Source organism: Chelatococcus sp. KU-N122, assembly GCF_055391085.1.
In genome coordinates, this window is the sequence record NZ_AP043981.1 from 6,657,026 (window position 1) to 6,671,728 (window position 14,703).

Below are 14,703 nucleotides of genomic sequence, written 5' to 3' on the forward strand. Positions count from 1 at the left end.
GCGACCGAAGCCGCGCGCAGAAGGCAGCCGGCCGGGCGCCCCGGTCGGCAACCGTTCTGCCATCGGCTCGTGTGAGTTACCGGCAGACCTTGACGCCGCCGCGGAACCAGCAGGCGTTTGCACCTCGGGGCCCATAGGGCGCGGTGTTGCGGCGGCAACCGCCGTAAGGGCCGCGGTGCCAACCGGCGCCGCAGCCCCCTCGCACCTGCTGCACCATCGCATCGTCGCTCGCGGGCGGCGGCGCCCCCGGCAACGCCTGGGCTTCGACGGCACCGAAGAGGCCGCATGCCGCGGCGACGGCGACGACCGCAAGTGTGCTACGCATCGGACATTCTCCCTGACTGACGCCGATCTAGAACGATCAGCCTGGGAGAACGGCCGAGCTGCGTTTTAGTTGCAGACCCGCACCGGCCCCCAGGGCCCGGGCCGCCACCAGCAGCGCGGGCCAACGACGACCGGCCCGCCCCAATAGGGCGCAGGCCCGCCCCAGGCGAAGGCGGGACCGGGGCCGTAGACGCCGTTGGGGCGGCAGCCGCCCCATGGTCCGCGGTGCCAGCCCCAGCCGCAGCCCCCGGCCACCCGCTCCACCGGGGCAGCCAAGGACGGCCCCCGGTCGACCGGCATGGCGCTCGCTCCGGCGGCGCCGGCGAGCAGCCCCGCCGTGGCCGCCCATGTCAGCAACAATGTCTTTCGCATCGTATTCACCTCCCTCGGTCGCCGCCCGTCAGGACTGGTCGTCCTCCTCCTCGAACAGCCAGATCTGGGCGCTCGGCTGCTGGCCGCCGGGGTGATCCGTCATGCCCAGGAAGGCCGGCACGCGGCGCTTCTGGGCATCGCTCAGCGACGCGACGAAGGGCTTGGCCGCGTCGACGAAGCGGCGCAGGTCCTTGCCCCTCGTCTCCTCGGCGTCGGCGACGCGGCTGAGCACGTCGAGGAACGTCGCCGGCGGTTGCTGCTGGCTGCGCTGCGCCCGGCGCTGGGCGGCATCCTTGACGATGTCGCGGATGGCCGTCTCCAGGGGCGGCCAGAGCTTCTCCTGCTCGGGCGTGAGGTCGATCACCGCCTTCAGCGCGGCGAGGCGCGCGTTCAGGATGGCGCGCGCATCGTCGGCGCTGTAGGCCGGCGGCATCGCCTGACCGGCGGCTGCGCCAGTATCGGGCTGTCCGGCCGTCGGGGCGGCCGTGCTCTGCCCCGCCGATGGGGCTGCGGCGGGCTGCTGCGCCCAAGCCGAGCCGGTGACCAGCGCGGTGCCCATCGCAGCCGCGGCCAACAGGGACCAAGTGTGCTTCATTGGCAATTTCCCCCTTCGCCGACATGGAAGCAGACGACGCCGGCAACCGAGCCGGCTATAGAGCTGCGTCCCGACGATCTCACCTACCGCGAATTCACGCGAAAGGCAGCCCCTCATTGGCACAAGAGGCAAGTTTTCGCCAAGATGTTCGATCGCCAAGGCGCTCTTCAAGACGTTCGATTGCTTAACCAGCTCACAATATTGGGAGCGGCACCCGCAACTCTGGAACCTGTCTAGACATCCGCCGCCGCGCCGCGATGCCGCTGCCACAGGTAGACGGCGGCGATGGCGATGATCGAAATGGCGCCGGCCGTGAGCAGGAGAGCCGCCTGCTCGAGCCAGGCGATCGCCGGGATGCCGAGCGCCAGCAGCACGCCGACCAGGCCGATCTGCCAGGCGCCGATATGAATACCGGCGAGCAGCGTGCCGAGCGCCAGTATGGCGAGTACCGAAAGCCCGATGGCGTCGGAGTTCAGCATGTTGGCGACGTCGTGCACGAACAGCATGCGCATGGCGATCAGGATCACCGCCCAATGCAAGATCTGCGCGACCGCCATCCGCCAGCGCGCGCGGCCGGGCGGGTGGCGGCGCCATTCGCTCAGAATGCACATGATGGCGAAGGCGATGGCGATGATCTGCCAGTACACGGCGGTCAGCGACGGCAGCAGGCTGGTGAGTGCGATGCCGCCGAAGACCAGCAGCAGCATGGCGATATAGGGGGCTTGCGCCAGCCAGAACCGGCTGCGGCTGGTGCCGGATTGGTCACTGACGTCGCTCATCGCCGGCCCCGCCTTGCCCACCACGTTGACGCCCCGGCGCATCACGGATGCGCCCCGGCTGGAACGTTTCCCGTAGACCACGTTCGCCGCGCGAAAAAAAGCCCGTCGCTCGGCCGAGCGACGGGCTTTCCCGATAGACCGGACGAACCCGGTCAGGCCACTTCGAACAGGCCCGCCGCGCCCATGCCGCCGCCGACGCACATGGTGCAGACGACGTACTTGGCGCCGCGACGCTTGCCCTCGATCAGCGCGTGGCCGACCATGCGGGCGCCCGACATGCCGTAGGGATGGCCGACGGAGATGGCGCCGCCGTCGACGTTGAGCAGCTCATCCGGGATACCGAGCTTGTCACGGCAGTAGAGCACCTGCACGGCAAACGCCTCGTTGAGCTCCCACAACCCGATGTCCTCGACCTTGAGGCCATGGGCCTTGAGCAGCTTCGGCACGGCGAACACCGGGCCGATGCCCATCTCGTCCGGCTCGCAGCCGGCCACCGCGATGCCGCGGTAGATGCCGAGCGGCTGGAAGCCGCGCTTCTCGGCGAGCTTGCCCTCCATCAGCACCGCGGCGGAGGCGCCGTCCGACAGCTGCGAGGCATTGCCGGCGGTGATGTACTTGCCCTCCTTGATGGTCAAGCCGTCCTTGAAGACGGGCTGGAGGGCCGCGAGGTTCTCGTAGCTGGTGCCGGGACGGTTGCCCTCATCCTTGTCGAGGGTGATCGCCACGTCCTTGACCTCGCCGGTCGCCTTGTCCTGCACCTTCATGGTCGTTGGCAGCGGCACGATCTCGTCGGCGAAGCGGCCGGCCTGCTGGGCGGCGGCGGTGCGGGCCTGCGATTGCACCGAGTATTGGTCCTGCAGCTCGCGCGAGATGTTGTAGCGCGCGCCCACCGTCTCGGCCGTCTCCAGCATCGACATGTAGATGGCCGGCAGGTGCTCGACCAGCCAGGGATCGCGGGCGCGGTAGTTGTTCTGCTTGTCGTTCTGCACCAGCGAGATCGAATCGAGGCCGCCGCCGACGGTCACGTCCATGCCGTCGGAGATGATCTCCTTGGCGGCGGTGGCGATGGCCATCATGCCCGAGGCGCACTGGCGGTCGAGCGACATGCCGGCGACCGAGGTCGGCAGGCCGGCGCGCATGGCCGACTGGCGGGCGATGTTGAGGCCGCTCGAGCCCTGCTGCATGGCGGCGCCGAAGACGACGTCCTGGATCTCGCTCGGGTCGATCTTGGCACGCTGCACGGCATGCTTGATCACGTGCCCGCCGAGCGCCTGGGCCTGGGTGTCGTTGAAGGCGCCGCGATAGGCCTTGCCGATGGGCGTGCGGGCCGTGGAGACGATGACCGCTTCTCTCATGGGGTCCTCCCGTGGATCTGCTGCGAGGCCGGCGCCGAGCCGCCGGCCTCCTGGTGGTCGGATATCGGATCGTCAGCGCGCGGGCAGCTTGACGCCCTGGGCCGCGGCCGCCTTGGCGACGAAGTGGCCGGTCTGCTCGAAGGCGCCCTGCAGCTCCCGCTGGCCGGCCGGATCCGAGATGCGCGCGAAATTGGCGGCGACACCCTCCGGCGTGTTCTCCGCCGGCGGCAGGTAGACGCCCTCGGTCTCATAGATATGGGTCTGCGCGTAGACGCCGGCACCGGCGCCGAGGATGACGCGCGAGGGGCCGTTCTCGCTCACCAGGAACAGCACGCCGGGCGAGATCATGCCGGGCTGCATCAGCGCCAGCACCTCCGGCGGCATCAGCTCCTCGGTCATGCGGGTCGCCGCGGCGGGCGCCAGGGTGTTGACGTGGATGTTGTTCTTCTGGCCCTCGATGTGCAGCACGTTCATCAGGCCGACCATGGCGGCCTTGGCGGCGGCGTAGTTGGCCTGGCCGAAGTTGCCGTAGATGCCCGACGACGACGAGGTCAGCACGATGCGGCCGTAGTTCTGCTCGCGCATGGTGTCCCACACCGCCTTGGTGCAGTTGACGGTGCCCATCAGGTGCACGTCCACCACCTTCCAGAAGTCGGCGATCTCGAGCTTGGCGAAGGTCTTGTCGCGCAGGATGCCGGCGTTGTTGATGAGGATGTCGACGCGGCCCCACTGCCCCTTGGCGCGCTCGACCATCGCCTTGACCTGCTCGGCGTTGGAGACGTCGGCTCCGTCCGCGATCGCCTCGCCGCCGGCCGCCTTGATCTCGGCCACGACCTTCTCGGCCGCCTCGGAGCTGCCGCCGCTGCCGTCGCGCGCGCCGCCGAAGTCATTGATCACCACCTTGGCGCCGCGGGCCGCCAGGCCGAGCGCGTGCTCGCGCCCCAACCCGTTGCCGGCTCCGGTCACGATGGCGACGCGATCGTCGAAACGTATGCTCATCTTGTTGTCCTTGAAGTTCTAGGCGGCGCCGTCGGCGTCTCTAACAGGTTACGCGTCGGCCGCAGCAGGCCGACGCACCCACGTCATAGCCGAACGATCAGGCCAGGAAAGACATGCCGAGCCATTCGGCAACGAGGGCCGGCTTGGCCTCCCCCTCGATCTCCACGGCCACCTCGTGCTTCAGCAGCAGCTCCTTCGGGCCCTTCTGCGTGAATTCCTTCAGCGTGAAGCGTCCGCGGATCCGCTTGCCGGAGCGCACCGGGGCGATGAAGCGCAGCTTGTCGAAGCCGTAGTTGACGCCCATGGCGCGCCCCGTGATGCCTGGCAGCGCATCGTAGGCCATGGGAGCGAGCAGCGACGTGGTCAGGAAGCCGTGCGCGATCGTCGAGGCGAACGGGGTCTTGGCCGCCGCCGCCGGATCGACGTGGATGAACTGCCAGTCCTCGGTCACGTCGGCGAAGGCGTCGATGCGCTTCTGGTCCACCTCGAACCAACGGGACACGCCGACCTCCTGGCCGACCTTGGCCTTCAGCTCGTCCACCGTCAGCTCGACCTTGGCCTTGGAATTGTCGACGCGTTCAGCCGCAGCACTGCTCATGTGTTCGCTCCCTCGACGGCCCGATGGTTGCCGCCAGCCTCGCCCGCTTCGGGGCCCCCGCCCCGCACGCGACGGCCGCGCCCGCCCAGGCTCCATCAATGTGTATATGCATCTTGGCCCCAAGGCCATAGCCGGGATTTGATATTCTATACAAGACGGGAGGTCCAGCGGGGACCAAGGCGCTCGCATCGGCCGTCGGCGAGGCCGCACGCGCCGGCCTCCACGCGGCAAAACGGTCGCTCTCGCTTGCGGCGGCAGACGCCGGCGCGCGCCGGCGGGGCAGTCGAAGGGCGGGAGCCGTCAGCTCCCGCCACCGGCCAGCGCGCTGTCGCCGCTCAGCTCTTGACCAGCGGGCAGCCCCCCTCCTTCAGCGGCCGGAAGGCCTGGTCGGCGGGGATGACGGTCAGCGTCTTGTAAAGGTCCCACGGCCCCTTGGATTCGTCGGGCTTCTTCACCTCGAACAGATACATGTCGTGCACGGCACGGCCGTCCTCGCGCACCACCACCTTGCCGAACAGCTCGTCCTCGATGGGCGCGCTCCGCAGCTTGGCCAGCACCTTCTCCGGGTCCTTGCTCTTCAGCTCGGCCACGGCCTTCAGATATTGCAGGACTGAGCTGTAGACGCCCGCGTGCACGCTCGTGGGCATCTTGCCGCCGTTCTTCTCGGCGAAGCGCTTGGAGAACGCCCGGGTCTTGTCGTTCAGGTCCCAATAGAACGCTTCGGTCAGCACCAGGCCCTGCGCCGTCTTGACCCCCAGCGAATAGATGTCGCTGGAGAAGATCAGCAGGCCCGCCAGCGCCTGGCCGCCCTGGGTGATGCCGAACTCGCCCGCCTGCTTGATGGCGTTGATGGTATCGCCGCCGGCGTTGGCGAGGCCGATCACCTTGGCCTTCGAGGACTGTGCCTGCAGCAGGTAGGACGAGAAGTCGCTGGTGTTGATCGGGTGCCTGACCGAGCCCAGCACCTTGCCGCCGGCGTGGGTGATGACCGCACTGGTGTCGCGCTCCAGGGCCTGGCCGAACGCGTAGTCGGCGGTGACGAAGAACCAGGTGTCGCCGCCGCGCTTGACCATGGCCCCGCCGGTGCCGTTGGCCAGCGCCCAGGTGTCGTAGGTCCAGTGCACGGTGTTGGGCGAGCACTGCTTGCCGGTCAGGTCCGACGATCCCGCCCCCGAATTGAGGAAGACCTTGTTCTTCTCGCGCACGACCTGGTTGACGGCCAGCGCCACCGAGGAGGTCGGCACGTCGGCGATGACGTCGACGCCGTCCTGGTCGATCCACTGGCGGGCGATGGAGGAGCCGACGTCCGGCTTGTTCTGATGGTCACCGGTGAGAACCTCGACCTTGACGCCCTTGTCGGCGACCTTGGCGTCTTCCACCGCCATGCGCGCCGCGACGGCCGAGCCTTCGCCGGTGATGTCCGCATAGAGCCCGGCGCGGTCGTTCAGCACGCCGATCTTGACCTGAATAGGCGATTGGGCCTGGGCCGCCGAGGCCAGAACGAGGCCAAGCGCGGCTCCGAGCATGAACTGTTTCATGTGCAAGGGCGTTCCTCCAGTGGACGTCGGTTGTCTGCATCGAAGCACGTCCCGGGCGGCCGGATTCGGCCGCCCGGGATCAAACGTTTCAGATTCAAAGAGTTGGAGCATTTCCGTCCGCTCGGATGAGCTCATCCGAGCGGCACGTGCTCAGGGCGCCGACCCGCTGCGGCAGGCGCAGATCCGGGCTGCAACGATTGCATTTGAGATTGATCGGTTCAGTTTCCTCGGTCAACGTCGCCAATCGTTGTAGACGCGAGTGACGTAAGGACGTCATGAATGGCTGCGACCTGTCACAATCGCCTGCTAGAGCCTGCGAGCTGCGGCCCGATCCGCCGGCCGCGCGAGCGGCACGCAGACGAAGCGGCAGCCGTCGCGCAACGACGCTCGCCCTTTGGGCACCGGGATAGAAGTCCGCCAGGAGACCGCCATGAACCCGTTGAAATCCCTTCCCGACTATGGCCAGGCCGCCTGGCTCGACTTTCTGGCCCGCGGTTTCATCGAGAAGGGTGACCTGGCCCACCTGGTCGTCGAGGACGGGTTGCGCGGCGTCACCTCCAATCCCTCCATCTTCGAGAAGGCGATCGCCGACACGGACGAATATTCCCAGGCGACTGCCGACCTCCTCGGCCAGACCGACCTTTCCGTCATGTCGCTCTATGAGCACCTGGCGATGGCCGACATCCGCAAGGCCGCCGACGTGCTGCGCCCGGTCTACGACGCCACGGGCGGTGCCGACGGCTACGTCAGCCTCGAGGTGTCGCCCTACCTCGCGCTCGAGACCGAGCCCACCATCGAGGAGGCCCGTCGGTTCTGGAAGGACGTCGACCGGCCCAACCTGATGGTCAAGGTGCCTGCCACCCAGGCCGGCATCCCCGCCATCCGCACCCTCATCGGCGACGGCATCAACATCAACGTGACGCTGCTGTTCTCCCAGGAGGTCTACGAGGAGGTGGCGAAGGCTTACATCGCCGGCCTCGAGGCGCTGGCCGCCAAGGGCGGCGACGTCTCCAAGGTGGCGAGCGTGGCGAGCTTCTTCATCAGCCGCATCGACGTCGCCGTCGACAAGCTGCTCGACCAGGCCATCGCCAAGGCCAACGACCCGGACGAGAAGGCACGTCTGGAAGGCCTCAAGGGCAAGGTCGCCATCGCCAACGGCAAGCTCGCCTACCAGCGCTACAAGCGTCTGTTCAACGGCGGCTTCGAGCAGCTGAGGGCCAAGGGCGCCCGGGCGCAGCGCCTGCTCTGGGCCTCCACCGGCACCAAGAACAAGGCCTACAGCGACGTGCTGTATGTCGACGAGCTGATCGGGCCCAACACCGTCAACACCATGCCGCCCGCCACCATGAACGCTTTCCGCGACCACGGTAAGCTGCGCAACGCGCTGGAGGAGAACGTCGGCCAGGCCGAAGAGATCATGGCGGCGCTGGCCAAGACCGGCATTTCCATCGACGAGGTCGCCGACGAGCTCGTCGCCGACGGTGTCCGCCTGTTCGCCGATGCCGCCGACAAGCTGCTCGGCGCTGTCGCCCGTCGCCGCACGGCGGTGCTCGGTGCGCAGCTCAACGCCCAGACGACAGCGCTGCCCAAGACGCTCGAGGACAGCGTCGCTCACGCCAGCGAGGCCTGGCGCACACAAGGGTCGCTGCGCCGCCTGTGGCATCGCGATGCAGCGATCTGGACCGGCAAGGACGAGGCCAAGTGGCTCGACTGGCTGACCCTGGTGCCGGAAGAGCTCAAGCGTGTCGACGAGCTCGTGGCCTTTCAGCGGGAGGTGGCGGAGGCTGACTTCGACCACGTGCTGCTGATCGGCATGGGCGGCTCGAGCCTGGGCCCGGAGGTGCTGGCCGAGACCTTCGGCGCCGCCGACGGCTATCCCGCCCTCACCATCATCGATTCGACCGACCCCGAGCAGATCGCCGCCACCGAGGCCAAGCTCGACCTGCGGCGGACGCTGTTCATCGTCTCCAGCAAGTCGGGCAGCACGCTCGAGCCGAACATCCTGAAGGACTACTTCTTCGACAAGGTCGGCAAGGCGCTCGGCCGCGACGAGGCCGGCAGCCGCTTCGTCGCCGTCACCGATCCCGGCTCGTCCATGGAGAAGACCGCCAAGGCGGATGGCTTCTGGCGCATCTTCTACGGCCTGCCCGGCGTCGGCGGCCGCTACTCCATCCTTTCGCGCTTCGGCCTGGTTCCGGCCGCCGCCATCGGCATCGACCTCGAGGCCTTCCTCAAGACCGCGCTCGAAATGGTCTACGCCTGCGGACCCGACGTGCCGCCGGCGGACAATCCGGGCGCTACGCTCGGCCTGATCCTCGGCAGCGCGGCCAATGCCGGCCGCGATAAGGTGACCCTGATCGCGTCGCCCGGCATCTCGACCTTCGGCGCCTGGGCCGAGCAGCTGATCGCCGAGTCCACCGGCAAGCAGGGCAAGGGCCTGATCCCGGTGGACGGCGAGCCCGAGGCGCCGATCGACGCCTACGGCAGCGACCGCGTCTTCATCTACCTGCGGCTGACCGACGGCTCGAACGGGACCCAGGACGCCTTCGCCGAGGCGCTGCAGGCCGCCGGCCACCCGGTGGTGCGCATCGACCTCGCCTCGCGCGACCGGCTGGCGGAGGAGTTCTTCCGCTTCGAGATCGCCACCGCCGTTGCCGGCGCCGTCATCGGCATCAATGCCTTCGACCAGCCCGACGTGGAAGCGAGCAAGATCAAGACCCGCGAGCTCAGCGCCACCATCGAGCAGACCGGCCGTCTGCCGCAGGAGACGCCGGCCGCCACCATCGGCGCCGTCAGCGTCTTCAGCAGCGCGGCCAATCGCGAGAGGCTGGGCCTCGCTGCCGAAGCCGGGGGCCTGGCCGAGGTGCTGCACGCCCACTTCGGCCACATCAAGGCCGGCGACTACGTCGCCATCCTGGCTTACGTCGCCCGCAACGAAGCGCACCATGCGGTGCTGCAGCGGGCCCGCAAGGCGGTGCTGCTCGACCGCCATGTGGCGACCTGCCTCGGCTTCGGCCCGCGCTTCCTGCACTCCACGGGCCAGGCCTACAAGGGCGGACCGAACACCGGCGTCTTCGTGCAGATCACCGCGGATGCCGCCCACGACATCGCCATCCCCGGCCGCAACCTGAGCTTCGGGCAGGTCGAGGCAGCGCAGGCCGCGGGTGACCTCGGCGTGCTCGCCGAGCGCGGCCGGCGCTACCTGCGCCTGCACATCGCAGGCGACGTGGCCCAGGGGCTCGCCGCCATCGCCGCCGCCGTCGAGCAGGCCCTGGCGCGGGCGTGAAGCCGGCGGCAGGCGGCGCAGGCGACAGGAACAGCCGTTCCATCGGCCGGCCGGCGGCGTGCGCCGCCGGCAGCGGTCTTCACGACAAGGCGATCTTAACGACTAGAAAGGGAGCACAATGCAGCTCGGCATGATCGGCCTCGGACGCATGGGCGGCAACATCGTCCGGCGGTTGCTCCAGAACGGCCATCAGGCGGTCGTCAACGACCGCGCCCAGGCCGCCATCGATGCGCTGGTCGGCGAAGGGGCCGCCGGCGCGGCCGATCTCGCCGCCCTGGTCGCCAAGCTCGATGCGCCGCGCCACGTCTGGGTGATGCTGCCGGCGGGCGCCGCGACCGAGCAGACGGTGATGGAGCTCGCCAACCTGCTGTCGCCGGGCGACACCATCATCGACGGCGGCAACAGCATGTGGCGGGACGACATCCGCCGGGCCCAGGCGCTCGCCCCCAAGGGCATCTCCTACGTCGACGTCGGCACCAGCGGCGGCGTCTGGGGCCTGGAGCGCGGCTATTGCATGATGATCGGCGGCGACAAGGAGATCGTCGACCGGCTCGATCCGATCTTTTCGACCTTGGCGCCCGGCCTCGGCGACGTGCCGCGCACGCCCGGCCGCGAAGGCCGCGACCCGCGCGCCGAGCGCGGCTATATCCACGCGGGGCCGAACGGTGCCGGCCACTTCGTCAAGATGGTGCACAACGGCATCGAGTACGGCCTGATGCAGGCCTACGCCGAGGGCTTCGACATCCTGAAGAACGCCGGCGGCAAAGATCGCCCGGCGGCCGAGCAGTACGACCTCGATATCGCCGACATCGCCGAGGTCTGGCGCCGCGGCAGCGTCGTCAGCTCCTGGCTGCTCGACCTGACGGCGGACGCGCTGGCGGAAGAGCCGACGCTGGCGAGCTATTCCGGCTTCGTCGAGGATTCCGGCGAAGGCCGCTGGACCATCCAGGCCGCCATCGAAGAGGCGGTGCCGGCGGACGTGCTGTCGGCGGCGCTCTACGCCCGCTTCCGCTCGCGCCAGGAGCATACCTTCGCCGAGAAGATCCTGTCGGCCATGCGTAAGGGCTTCGGCGGCCACGTCGAGCCCGGGCACGGCGCACCATCGCCTGCTGCGGCCTCGAGCAAGGGGGCACGATGATCCAGACGGAGACCTCAAGCGTCAGACGGCCCGACCCCTGCTGCTTCGTCATCTTCGGCGCCACCGGCGATCTGACGCGGCGGCTGCTCGTGCCGGCGCTGTACAACCTGGCGGCGACCAACCTGCTGCCGGACCACTTCGCCGTCATCGGCGTCGGCCGGGCCGACGAGACGGCCGACAGTTTCCGCAAGGGCCTCATCGACGGCCTGAAGACGTTCGCGACGCGGCCCGTCGACGATGAGCTCGCCAGGAAGCTGTTCACCAACCTGAGCTACGTCCAGGCCGACCCGAGCCTGGAGGGCAGCTTCGACACCTTGTGCGCCCGTGTGCTCGACGTCGAGGACCGCTACGGAACGCAGGGCAACCGCATCTTCTACCTGGCCACGCCGCCCACCGGGTTTGCGCCGATCGTCAAGGCGCTCGGCGCCGCCAAGCTGGTGCGGGAGGAGGATGGCGGCCCCTGGCGTCGGGTGGTCGTCGAGAAGCCGTTCGGCACCGACCTCGCTTCGGCTCGCGCGCTGAACGGCGAGTTGGTGAGCGTCCTGCACGAGGACCAGATCTACCGGATGGACCATTACCTGGGCAAGGAAACGGTCCAGAACATCATGATGCTGCGCTTCGCCAACGGCATGTTCGAGCCGTTGTGGAACCGCAACCACATCGACCACGTGCAGATCACGGTGGCCGAAACGGTGAATGTGGAGCGGCGCGGCGCCTTCTTCGACGCCACCGGCACGCTGCGCGACATGGTGCCCAACCACCTGTTCCAACTGTTGTCGCTGGTCGCCATGGAGCCGCCGTCCCGCTTCGAGGCGGGCGCGGTGCGGGCCGAGAAGGCCGAGGCGCTGGATGCCATCTCCCACTACACGGAGGAGCAGGCGCTCGCGAACTCCGTCCGCGCCAGCTATGGGCCGGGAACCGTCAACGGCGAATCGGTCGTCGGCTACCGCCAGGCGCCCAACGTCTCGCCGACCAGCACCACCGAGACCTACGTCGCCCTGAAACTGCATATCGACAACTGGCGCTGGGCCGGCGTGCCGTTCTACCTGCGCACCGGCAAGGCGCTCTCGGCCCGCAAGTCCGAGGTGGCGATCAAATTCAAGGCCGCCCCGTTCAGCATGTTCCGGGAGACGCCGGTCGAGCGCCTGTCGCAGAACTTCATGGTGCTCGGCATCCAGCCGGACGAGGGGATCCGGCTGCACTTCAACGCCAAGGTCCCCGGCCCCGCCATCCGCATCGGCGGCGTCGACATGCGGTTCAAATACGCCGACTTCTTCGAGGCGGCCCCGTCCACGGGCTACGAGACGCTGATCTACGACTGCATGATCGGCGATGCCATGCTGTTCCAGCGCGCCGATGCGGTCGAGGCCGGGTGGCGGGCGGTCGAGCCGTTCCAGCGGGCGTGGCGTGATGCCAAGGGCAACGGCCTTTTCACCTACCCTGCCGGCACGACCGGCCCCACCGAGGCCGATGCGCTGATCGACCGCGACGGGCGTAGCTGGCGGCACCTGTAGCCGGAGTGGGCTGGCGACCGGCTCAATCGGCTGAACACGCGAGGCGGCGATGACGACGATCGAAACCATCGTTTCCAAGGATGCCGAGACGCTCCGGCACACCGCCGCCTGCTGGCTGCAGGAGGAGATCGAGTCGACGCCGGGCGAGGTCTTCGTCTGCCTCTCCGGTGGCTCAACGCCTCAGAAGCTGTACGAATCCCTGGCCAAGCCGCCGTTCCTCGAGGACCTGCCGTGGGGGCGTATCCACTGGTTCTTCGGCGACGATCGCTTCGTGCCGCCCAGTGACGAGCGCAGCAACGCCCGCATGGCGCGTCTCGCCCTCTTCGACCACGCGCCGATTCCGCCGGACCACATCCATCCGATCCCCTGCCTCGACACGCCGGAAGCCAGTGCCCGCGCCTACGAGGAGACCTTGCAGCGCCTCTACGGCGCGCAGACCCTCGATCCGCATCGGCCCCTGTTCCACGTCATGATCTGCGGCATCGGCCTCGACGGCCATACGGCATCGCTGTTCCCCGGCAAGCCCGCCCTGGCCGAGACAACGCGCTGGGTCGTGGGCGTGCCCGAGGCCGGCCAATCGCCGTACGTGCCCCGCGTCACCTTGACCTTCCCGGCCCTGAACGCGTGCCGATCGACGGCCTTCCTCGTCGCCGGCGCCGACAAGCAGGCGATCCTGGCGCGCGTGCTCGCCGGCGAAGATCTGCCGGCCGCGCACATCACCGCCCAGGAGCAGCTCACCTGGCTGGTCGATCGCGCCGCCCACCCGGACGACGTCGATTGACCGGCGCGGCGCCCGACGACGCACCGGCGATCATCATCGTCATGGGCGTCTCCGGCTCCGGCAAGACCACGATCGGCACGCTGCTGGCCGAGCGGCTCGGGTGGGCCTTCCTCGACGCCGACGCACTGCATCCGGCCGCCAACGTCGCGAAGATGCATGCCGGCCTCCCCCTGACCGACGCCGACCGCGCTCCATGGCTTGCGGCGCTGGTCGCGTGGATCGACGGGCAGCGCGCCGCCGGCTTGCGATCCGTGCTGGCCTGCTCGGCGCTGAAGCGCGCCTACCGTGACACCCTCGTCCGCGGCGCATCCGACATCTGGGTGGTGTATCTCACCGGCCCGGCAGCCCTGATCGCCGCACGCATGGGCCACAGGACCGGCCATTTCATGCCCGCAAGCCTGCTTCAGGACCAGCTCGACACCTTGCAGCCACCCGGTCCCGCCGAGCGCGCCGTCGCCATCTCAATCGAGGCAACGCCCGACGACATCGCGACCGATGTGATCCGGCGCCTGCGGCTGCGGGCGCCGGCCGGCGAAGCCGCGAGGAGCCCGTCATGAACGCCGCCGCGCGCGCCCCTGACGTGAGACGCCCCCTTCCGAAGCGCATCTCCTTCGTCCTCTCCGACGTCGACGGCACCCTCGTCACCGACGACAAGCGGGTCACCCGGGCGAGCCAGGCGGCGGTGGCCCGGCTCAAGCAGCGCGGCATCGGCTTCAGCGTGACCAGCAGCCGGCCGCCGTTCGGCATGCGCTATATCGTGGACGCGCTCGGCATCACCGACCCGGTCGGCGGCTTCAACGGCGGCACCATGGTCCGCCCGGACATGAGCGTGATCGAACAGACCCTCATCCCGGAGGAGGCCGCCCGCGTCGCCATCGACCTGTTCCGCCGGGAGAAGATCAGCACCTGGTTCTTCACCGCGAGCCAATGGCTGATCACCGACCCGCACGGCCCCCACGTGGAGCACGAGCGGCGGACCATCCTGACCGAGCCGACGGTGGTGTCCGACTTCACCCCCTATCTGGCACAGGGTGGCAAGATCGTGGGCGCCAGCGACGATCACGACCATCTCGCCGCCGTCGAGCGGACCATGGCGGAGGAGCTGCACGGCCTCACCCATTCCGGCCGCTCGCAGCTCTACTACCTCGATGTGACCCCGCCCGGCGTGGACAAGGGCACGGCAGTCGCGTTCATCAGCCGCACCCTGAACATCCCGGCGAGCGAGATCGTCGCCATCGGTGACATGGACAACGACATCCCCATGTTCCGCCGGGCCGGCTACGCCATTGCGGTGGGCAATGGCAGCGAAGCGGCCAAGGCCGCCGCCGACATGGTGATGGCGGAGGGCAACGAAGCGGATGGCTTCGCCGCTGCCATGAACCGGCTGCTCGACGGCTAGCTCCCCTCGCTCGCAGAGCCTCCGA

General features: G+C 68.8%; 14 protein-coding genes. 6 read left to right on the forward strand and 8 right to left on the reverse strand.

The window, feature by feature from the left end; genetic code table 11:
• Positions 1-76: 76 nt before the first annotated feature.
• The 8 genes from ACZ5PO_RS30140 to ACZ5PO_RS30175 form a co-directional block, all read right to left on the reverse strand.
• Positions 77-325: a GCG_CRPN prefix-to-repeats domain-containing protein gene (locus tag ACZ5PO_RS30140; protein WP_464186028.1), complete on the reverse strand. Its 249-nt coding sequence runs from the start codon at positions 323-325 to the stop codon at positions 77-79.
• A 65-nt stretch (positions 326-390) separates the two neighbouring features.
• On the reverse strand, positions 391-696 hold the full coding sequence (locus ACZ5PO_RS30145) for a GCG_CRPN prefix-to-repeats domain-containing protein (protein ID WP_464186029.1): 306 nt from the start codon (positions 694-696) through the stop codon (positions 391-393).
• 28 nt (positions 697-724) lie between these two features.
• The gene (locus ACZ5PO_RS30150; RefSeq protein ID WP_464186030.1) at positions 725-1,291 is read right to left on the reverse strand and encodes a Spy/CpxP family protein refolding chaperone; all 567 of its coding nucleotides are present in this window, start codon (positions 1,289-1,291) and stop codon (positions 725-727) included.
• Between the two features lie 233 nt (positions 1,292-1,524).
• Positions 1,525-2,112 (reverse strand): hypothetical protein, encoded by a 588-nt coding sequence (locus tag ACZ5PO_RS30155; protein WP_464186032.1) that lies wholly within the window; start codon positions 2,110-2,112, stop codon positions 1,525-1,527.
• Positions 2,113-2,222: 110 nt separating this feature from the next.
• Positions 2,223-3,425: an acetyl-CoA C-acyltransferase gene (locus ACZ5PO_RS30160; RefSeq protein ID WP_464186033.1), complete on the reverse strand. Its 1,203-nt coding sequence runs from the start codon at positions 3,423-3,425 to the stop codon at positions 2,223-2,225.
• Between the two features lie 72 nt (positions 3,426-3,497).
• Entirely contained in the window at positions 3,498-4,424 is a 927-nt protein-coding gene (locus ACZ5PO_RS30165; RefSeq protein ID WP_464186035.1) for an SDR family NAD(P)-dependent oxidoreductase, read from the reverse strand.
• Positions 4,425-4,521: 97 nt separating this feature from the next.
• On the reverse strand, positions 4,522-5,022 hold the full coding sequence (locus tag ACZ5PO_RS30170) for a MaoC family dehydratase (RefSeq protein ID WP_464186037.1): 501 nt from the start codon (positions 5,020-5,022) through the stop codon (positions 4,522-4,524).
• A 335-nt stretch (positions 5,023-5,357) separates the two neighbouring features.
• Positions 5,358-6,548 (reverse strand): ABC transporter substrate-binding protein, encoded by a 1,191-nt coding sequence (locus tag ACZ5PO_RS30175; RefSeq protein ID WP_464197118.1) that lies wholly within the window; start codon positions 6,546-6,548, stop codon positions 5,358-5,360.
• Between the two features lie 442 nt (positions 6,549-6,990).
• On the opposite strand from ACZ5PO_RS30175, the gene ACZ5PO_RS30180 reads away from it, so the two are divergent.
• From ACZ5PO_RS30180 to ACZ5PO_RS30205, 6 genes are all read left to right on the forward strand, one after another.
• Positions 6,991-9,846 carry a bifunctional transaldolase/phosoglucose isomerase gene (locus ACZ5PO_RS30180; RefSeq protein WP_464186039.1) on the forward strand — a complete coding sequence of 952 codons (2,856 nt, stop codon included), beginning with the start codon at positions 6,991-6,993 and terminating at the stop codon, positions 9,844-9,846.
• A gap of 118 nt (positions 9,847-9,964) precedes the next feature.
• Positions 9,965-10,984, forward strand: coding sequence for a phosphogluconate dehydrogenase (NAD(+)-dependent, decarboxylating) (gnd, locus tag ACZ5PO_RS30185; protein ID WP_464186040.1), 1,020 nt, complete (start codon positions 9,965-9,967; stop codon positions 10,982-10,984).
• Complete coding sequence (gene zwf / locus ACZ5PO_RS30190; RefSeq protein ID WP_464186042.1) at positions 10,981-12,498, forward strand: glucose-6-phosphate dehydrogenase; 1,518 nt, start codon at positions 10,981-10,983, stop codon at positions 12,496-12,498. The genes gnd and zwf overlap by 4 nt, the downstream gene beginning before the upstream one ends.
• 49 nt (positions 12,499-12,547) lie before the next feature.
• Positions 12,548-13,279 carry a 6-phosphogluconolactonase gene (pgl, locus tag ACZ5PO_RS30195; protein ID WP_464186044.1) on the forward strand — a complete coding sequence of 244 codons (732 nt, stop codon included), beginning with the start codon at positions 12,548-12,550 and terminating at the stop codon, positions 13,277-13,279.
• Positions 13,276-13,836: a gluconokinase gene (locus ACZ5PO_RS30200; protein WP_464186045.1), complete on the forward strand. Its 561-nt coding sequence runs from the start codon at positions 13,276-13,278 to the stop codon at positions 13,834-13,836. The genes pgl and ACZ5PO_RS30200 overlap by 4 nt, the downstream gene beginning before the upstream one ends.
• A complete protein-coding gene (locus tag ACZ5PO_RS30205) occupies positions 13,833-14,678 on the forward strand; it encodes an HAD family hydrolase (RefSeq protein ID WP_464186047.1) in 846 nt (281 codons plus the stop codon). Before ACZ5PO_RS30200 ends, ACZ5PO_RS30205 begins: the two co-directional genes overlap by 4 nt.
• Positions 14,679-14,703 lie beyond the last annotated feature (25 nt).

Bases quoted from the DNA above. Each gene is read 5' to 3' on its own strand.
- ACZ5PO_RS30140 (WP_464186028.1), bottom strand. From the start codon at position 325: ATGCGTAGCACACTTGCGGTCGTCGCCGTCGCCGCGGCATGCGGCCTC.
- ACZ5PO_RS30145 (WP_464186029.1), bottom strand. From the start codon at position 696: ATGCGAAAGACATTGTTGCTGACATGGGCGGCCACGGCGGGGCTGCTC.
- ACZ5PO_RS30150 (WP_464186030.1), bottom strand. From the start codon at position 1,291: ATGAAGCACACTTGGTCCCTGTTGGCCGCGGCTGCGATGGGCACCGCG.
- ACZ5PO_RS30155 (WP_464186032.1), bottom strand. From the start codon at position 2,112: ATGCGCCGGGGCGTCAACGTGGTGGGCAAGGCGGGGCCGGCGATGAGC.
- ACZ5PO_RS30160 (WP_464186033.1), bottom strand. From the start codon at position 3,425: ATGAGAGAAGCGGTCATCGTCTCCACGGCCCGCACGCCCATCGGCAAG.
- ACZ5PO_RS30165 (WP_464186035.1), bottom strand. From the start codon at position 4,424: ATGAGCATACGTTTCGACGATCGCGTCGCCATCGTGACCGGAGCCGGC.
- ACZ5PO_RS30170 (WP_464186037.1), bottom strand. From the start codon at position 5,022: ATGAGCAGTGCTGCGGCTGAACGCGTCGACAATTCCAAGGCCAAGGTC.
- ACZ5PO_RS30175 (WP_464197118.1), bottom strand. From the start codon at position 6,548: ATGCTCGGAGCCGCGCTTGGCCTCGTTCTGGCCTCGGCGGCCCAGGCC.
- ACZ5PO_RS30180 (WP_464186039.1), top strand. From the start codon at position 6,991: ATGAACCCGTTGAAATCCCTTCCCGACTATGGCCAGGCCGCCTGGCTC.
- gnd (WP_464186040.1), top strand. From the start codon at position 9,965: ATGCAGCTCGGCATGATCGGCCTCGGACGCATGGGCGGCAACATCGTC.
- zwf (WP_464186042.1), top strand. From the start codon at position 10,981: ATGATCCAGACGGAGACCTCAAGCGTCAGACGGCCCGACCCCTGCTGC.
- pgl (WP_464186044.1), top strand. From the start codon at position 12,548: ATGACGACGATCGAAACCATCGTTTCCAAGGATGCCGAGACGCTCCGG.
- ACZ5PO_RS30205 (WP_464186047.1), top strand. From the start codon at position 13,833: ATGAACGCCGCCGCGCGCGCCCCTGACGTGAGACGCCCCCTTCCGAAG.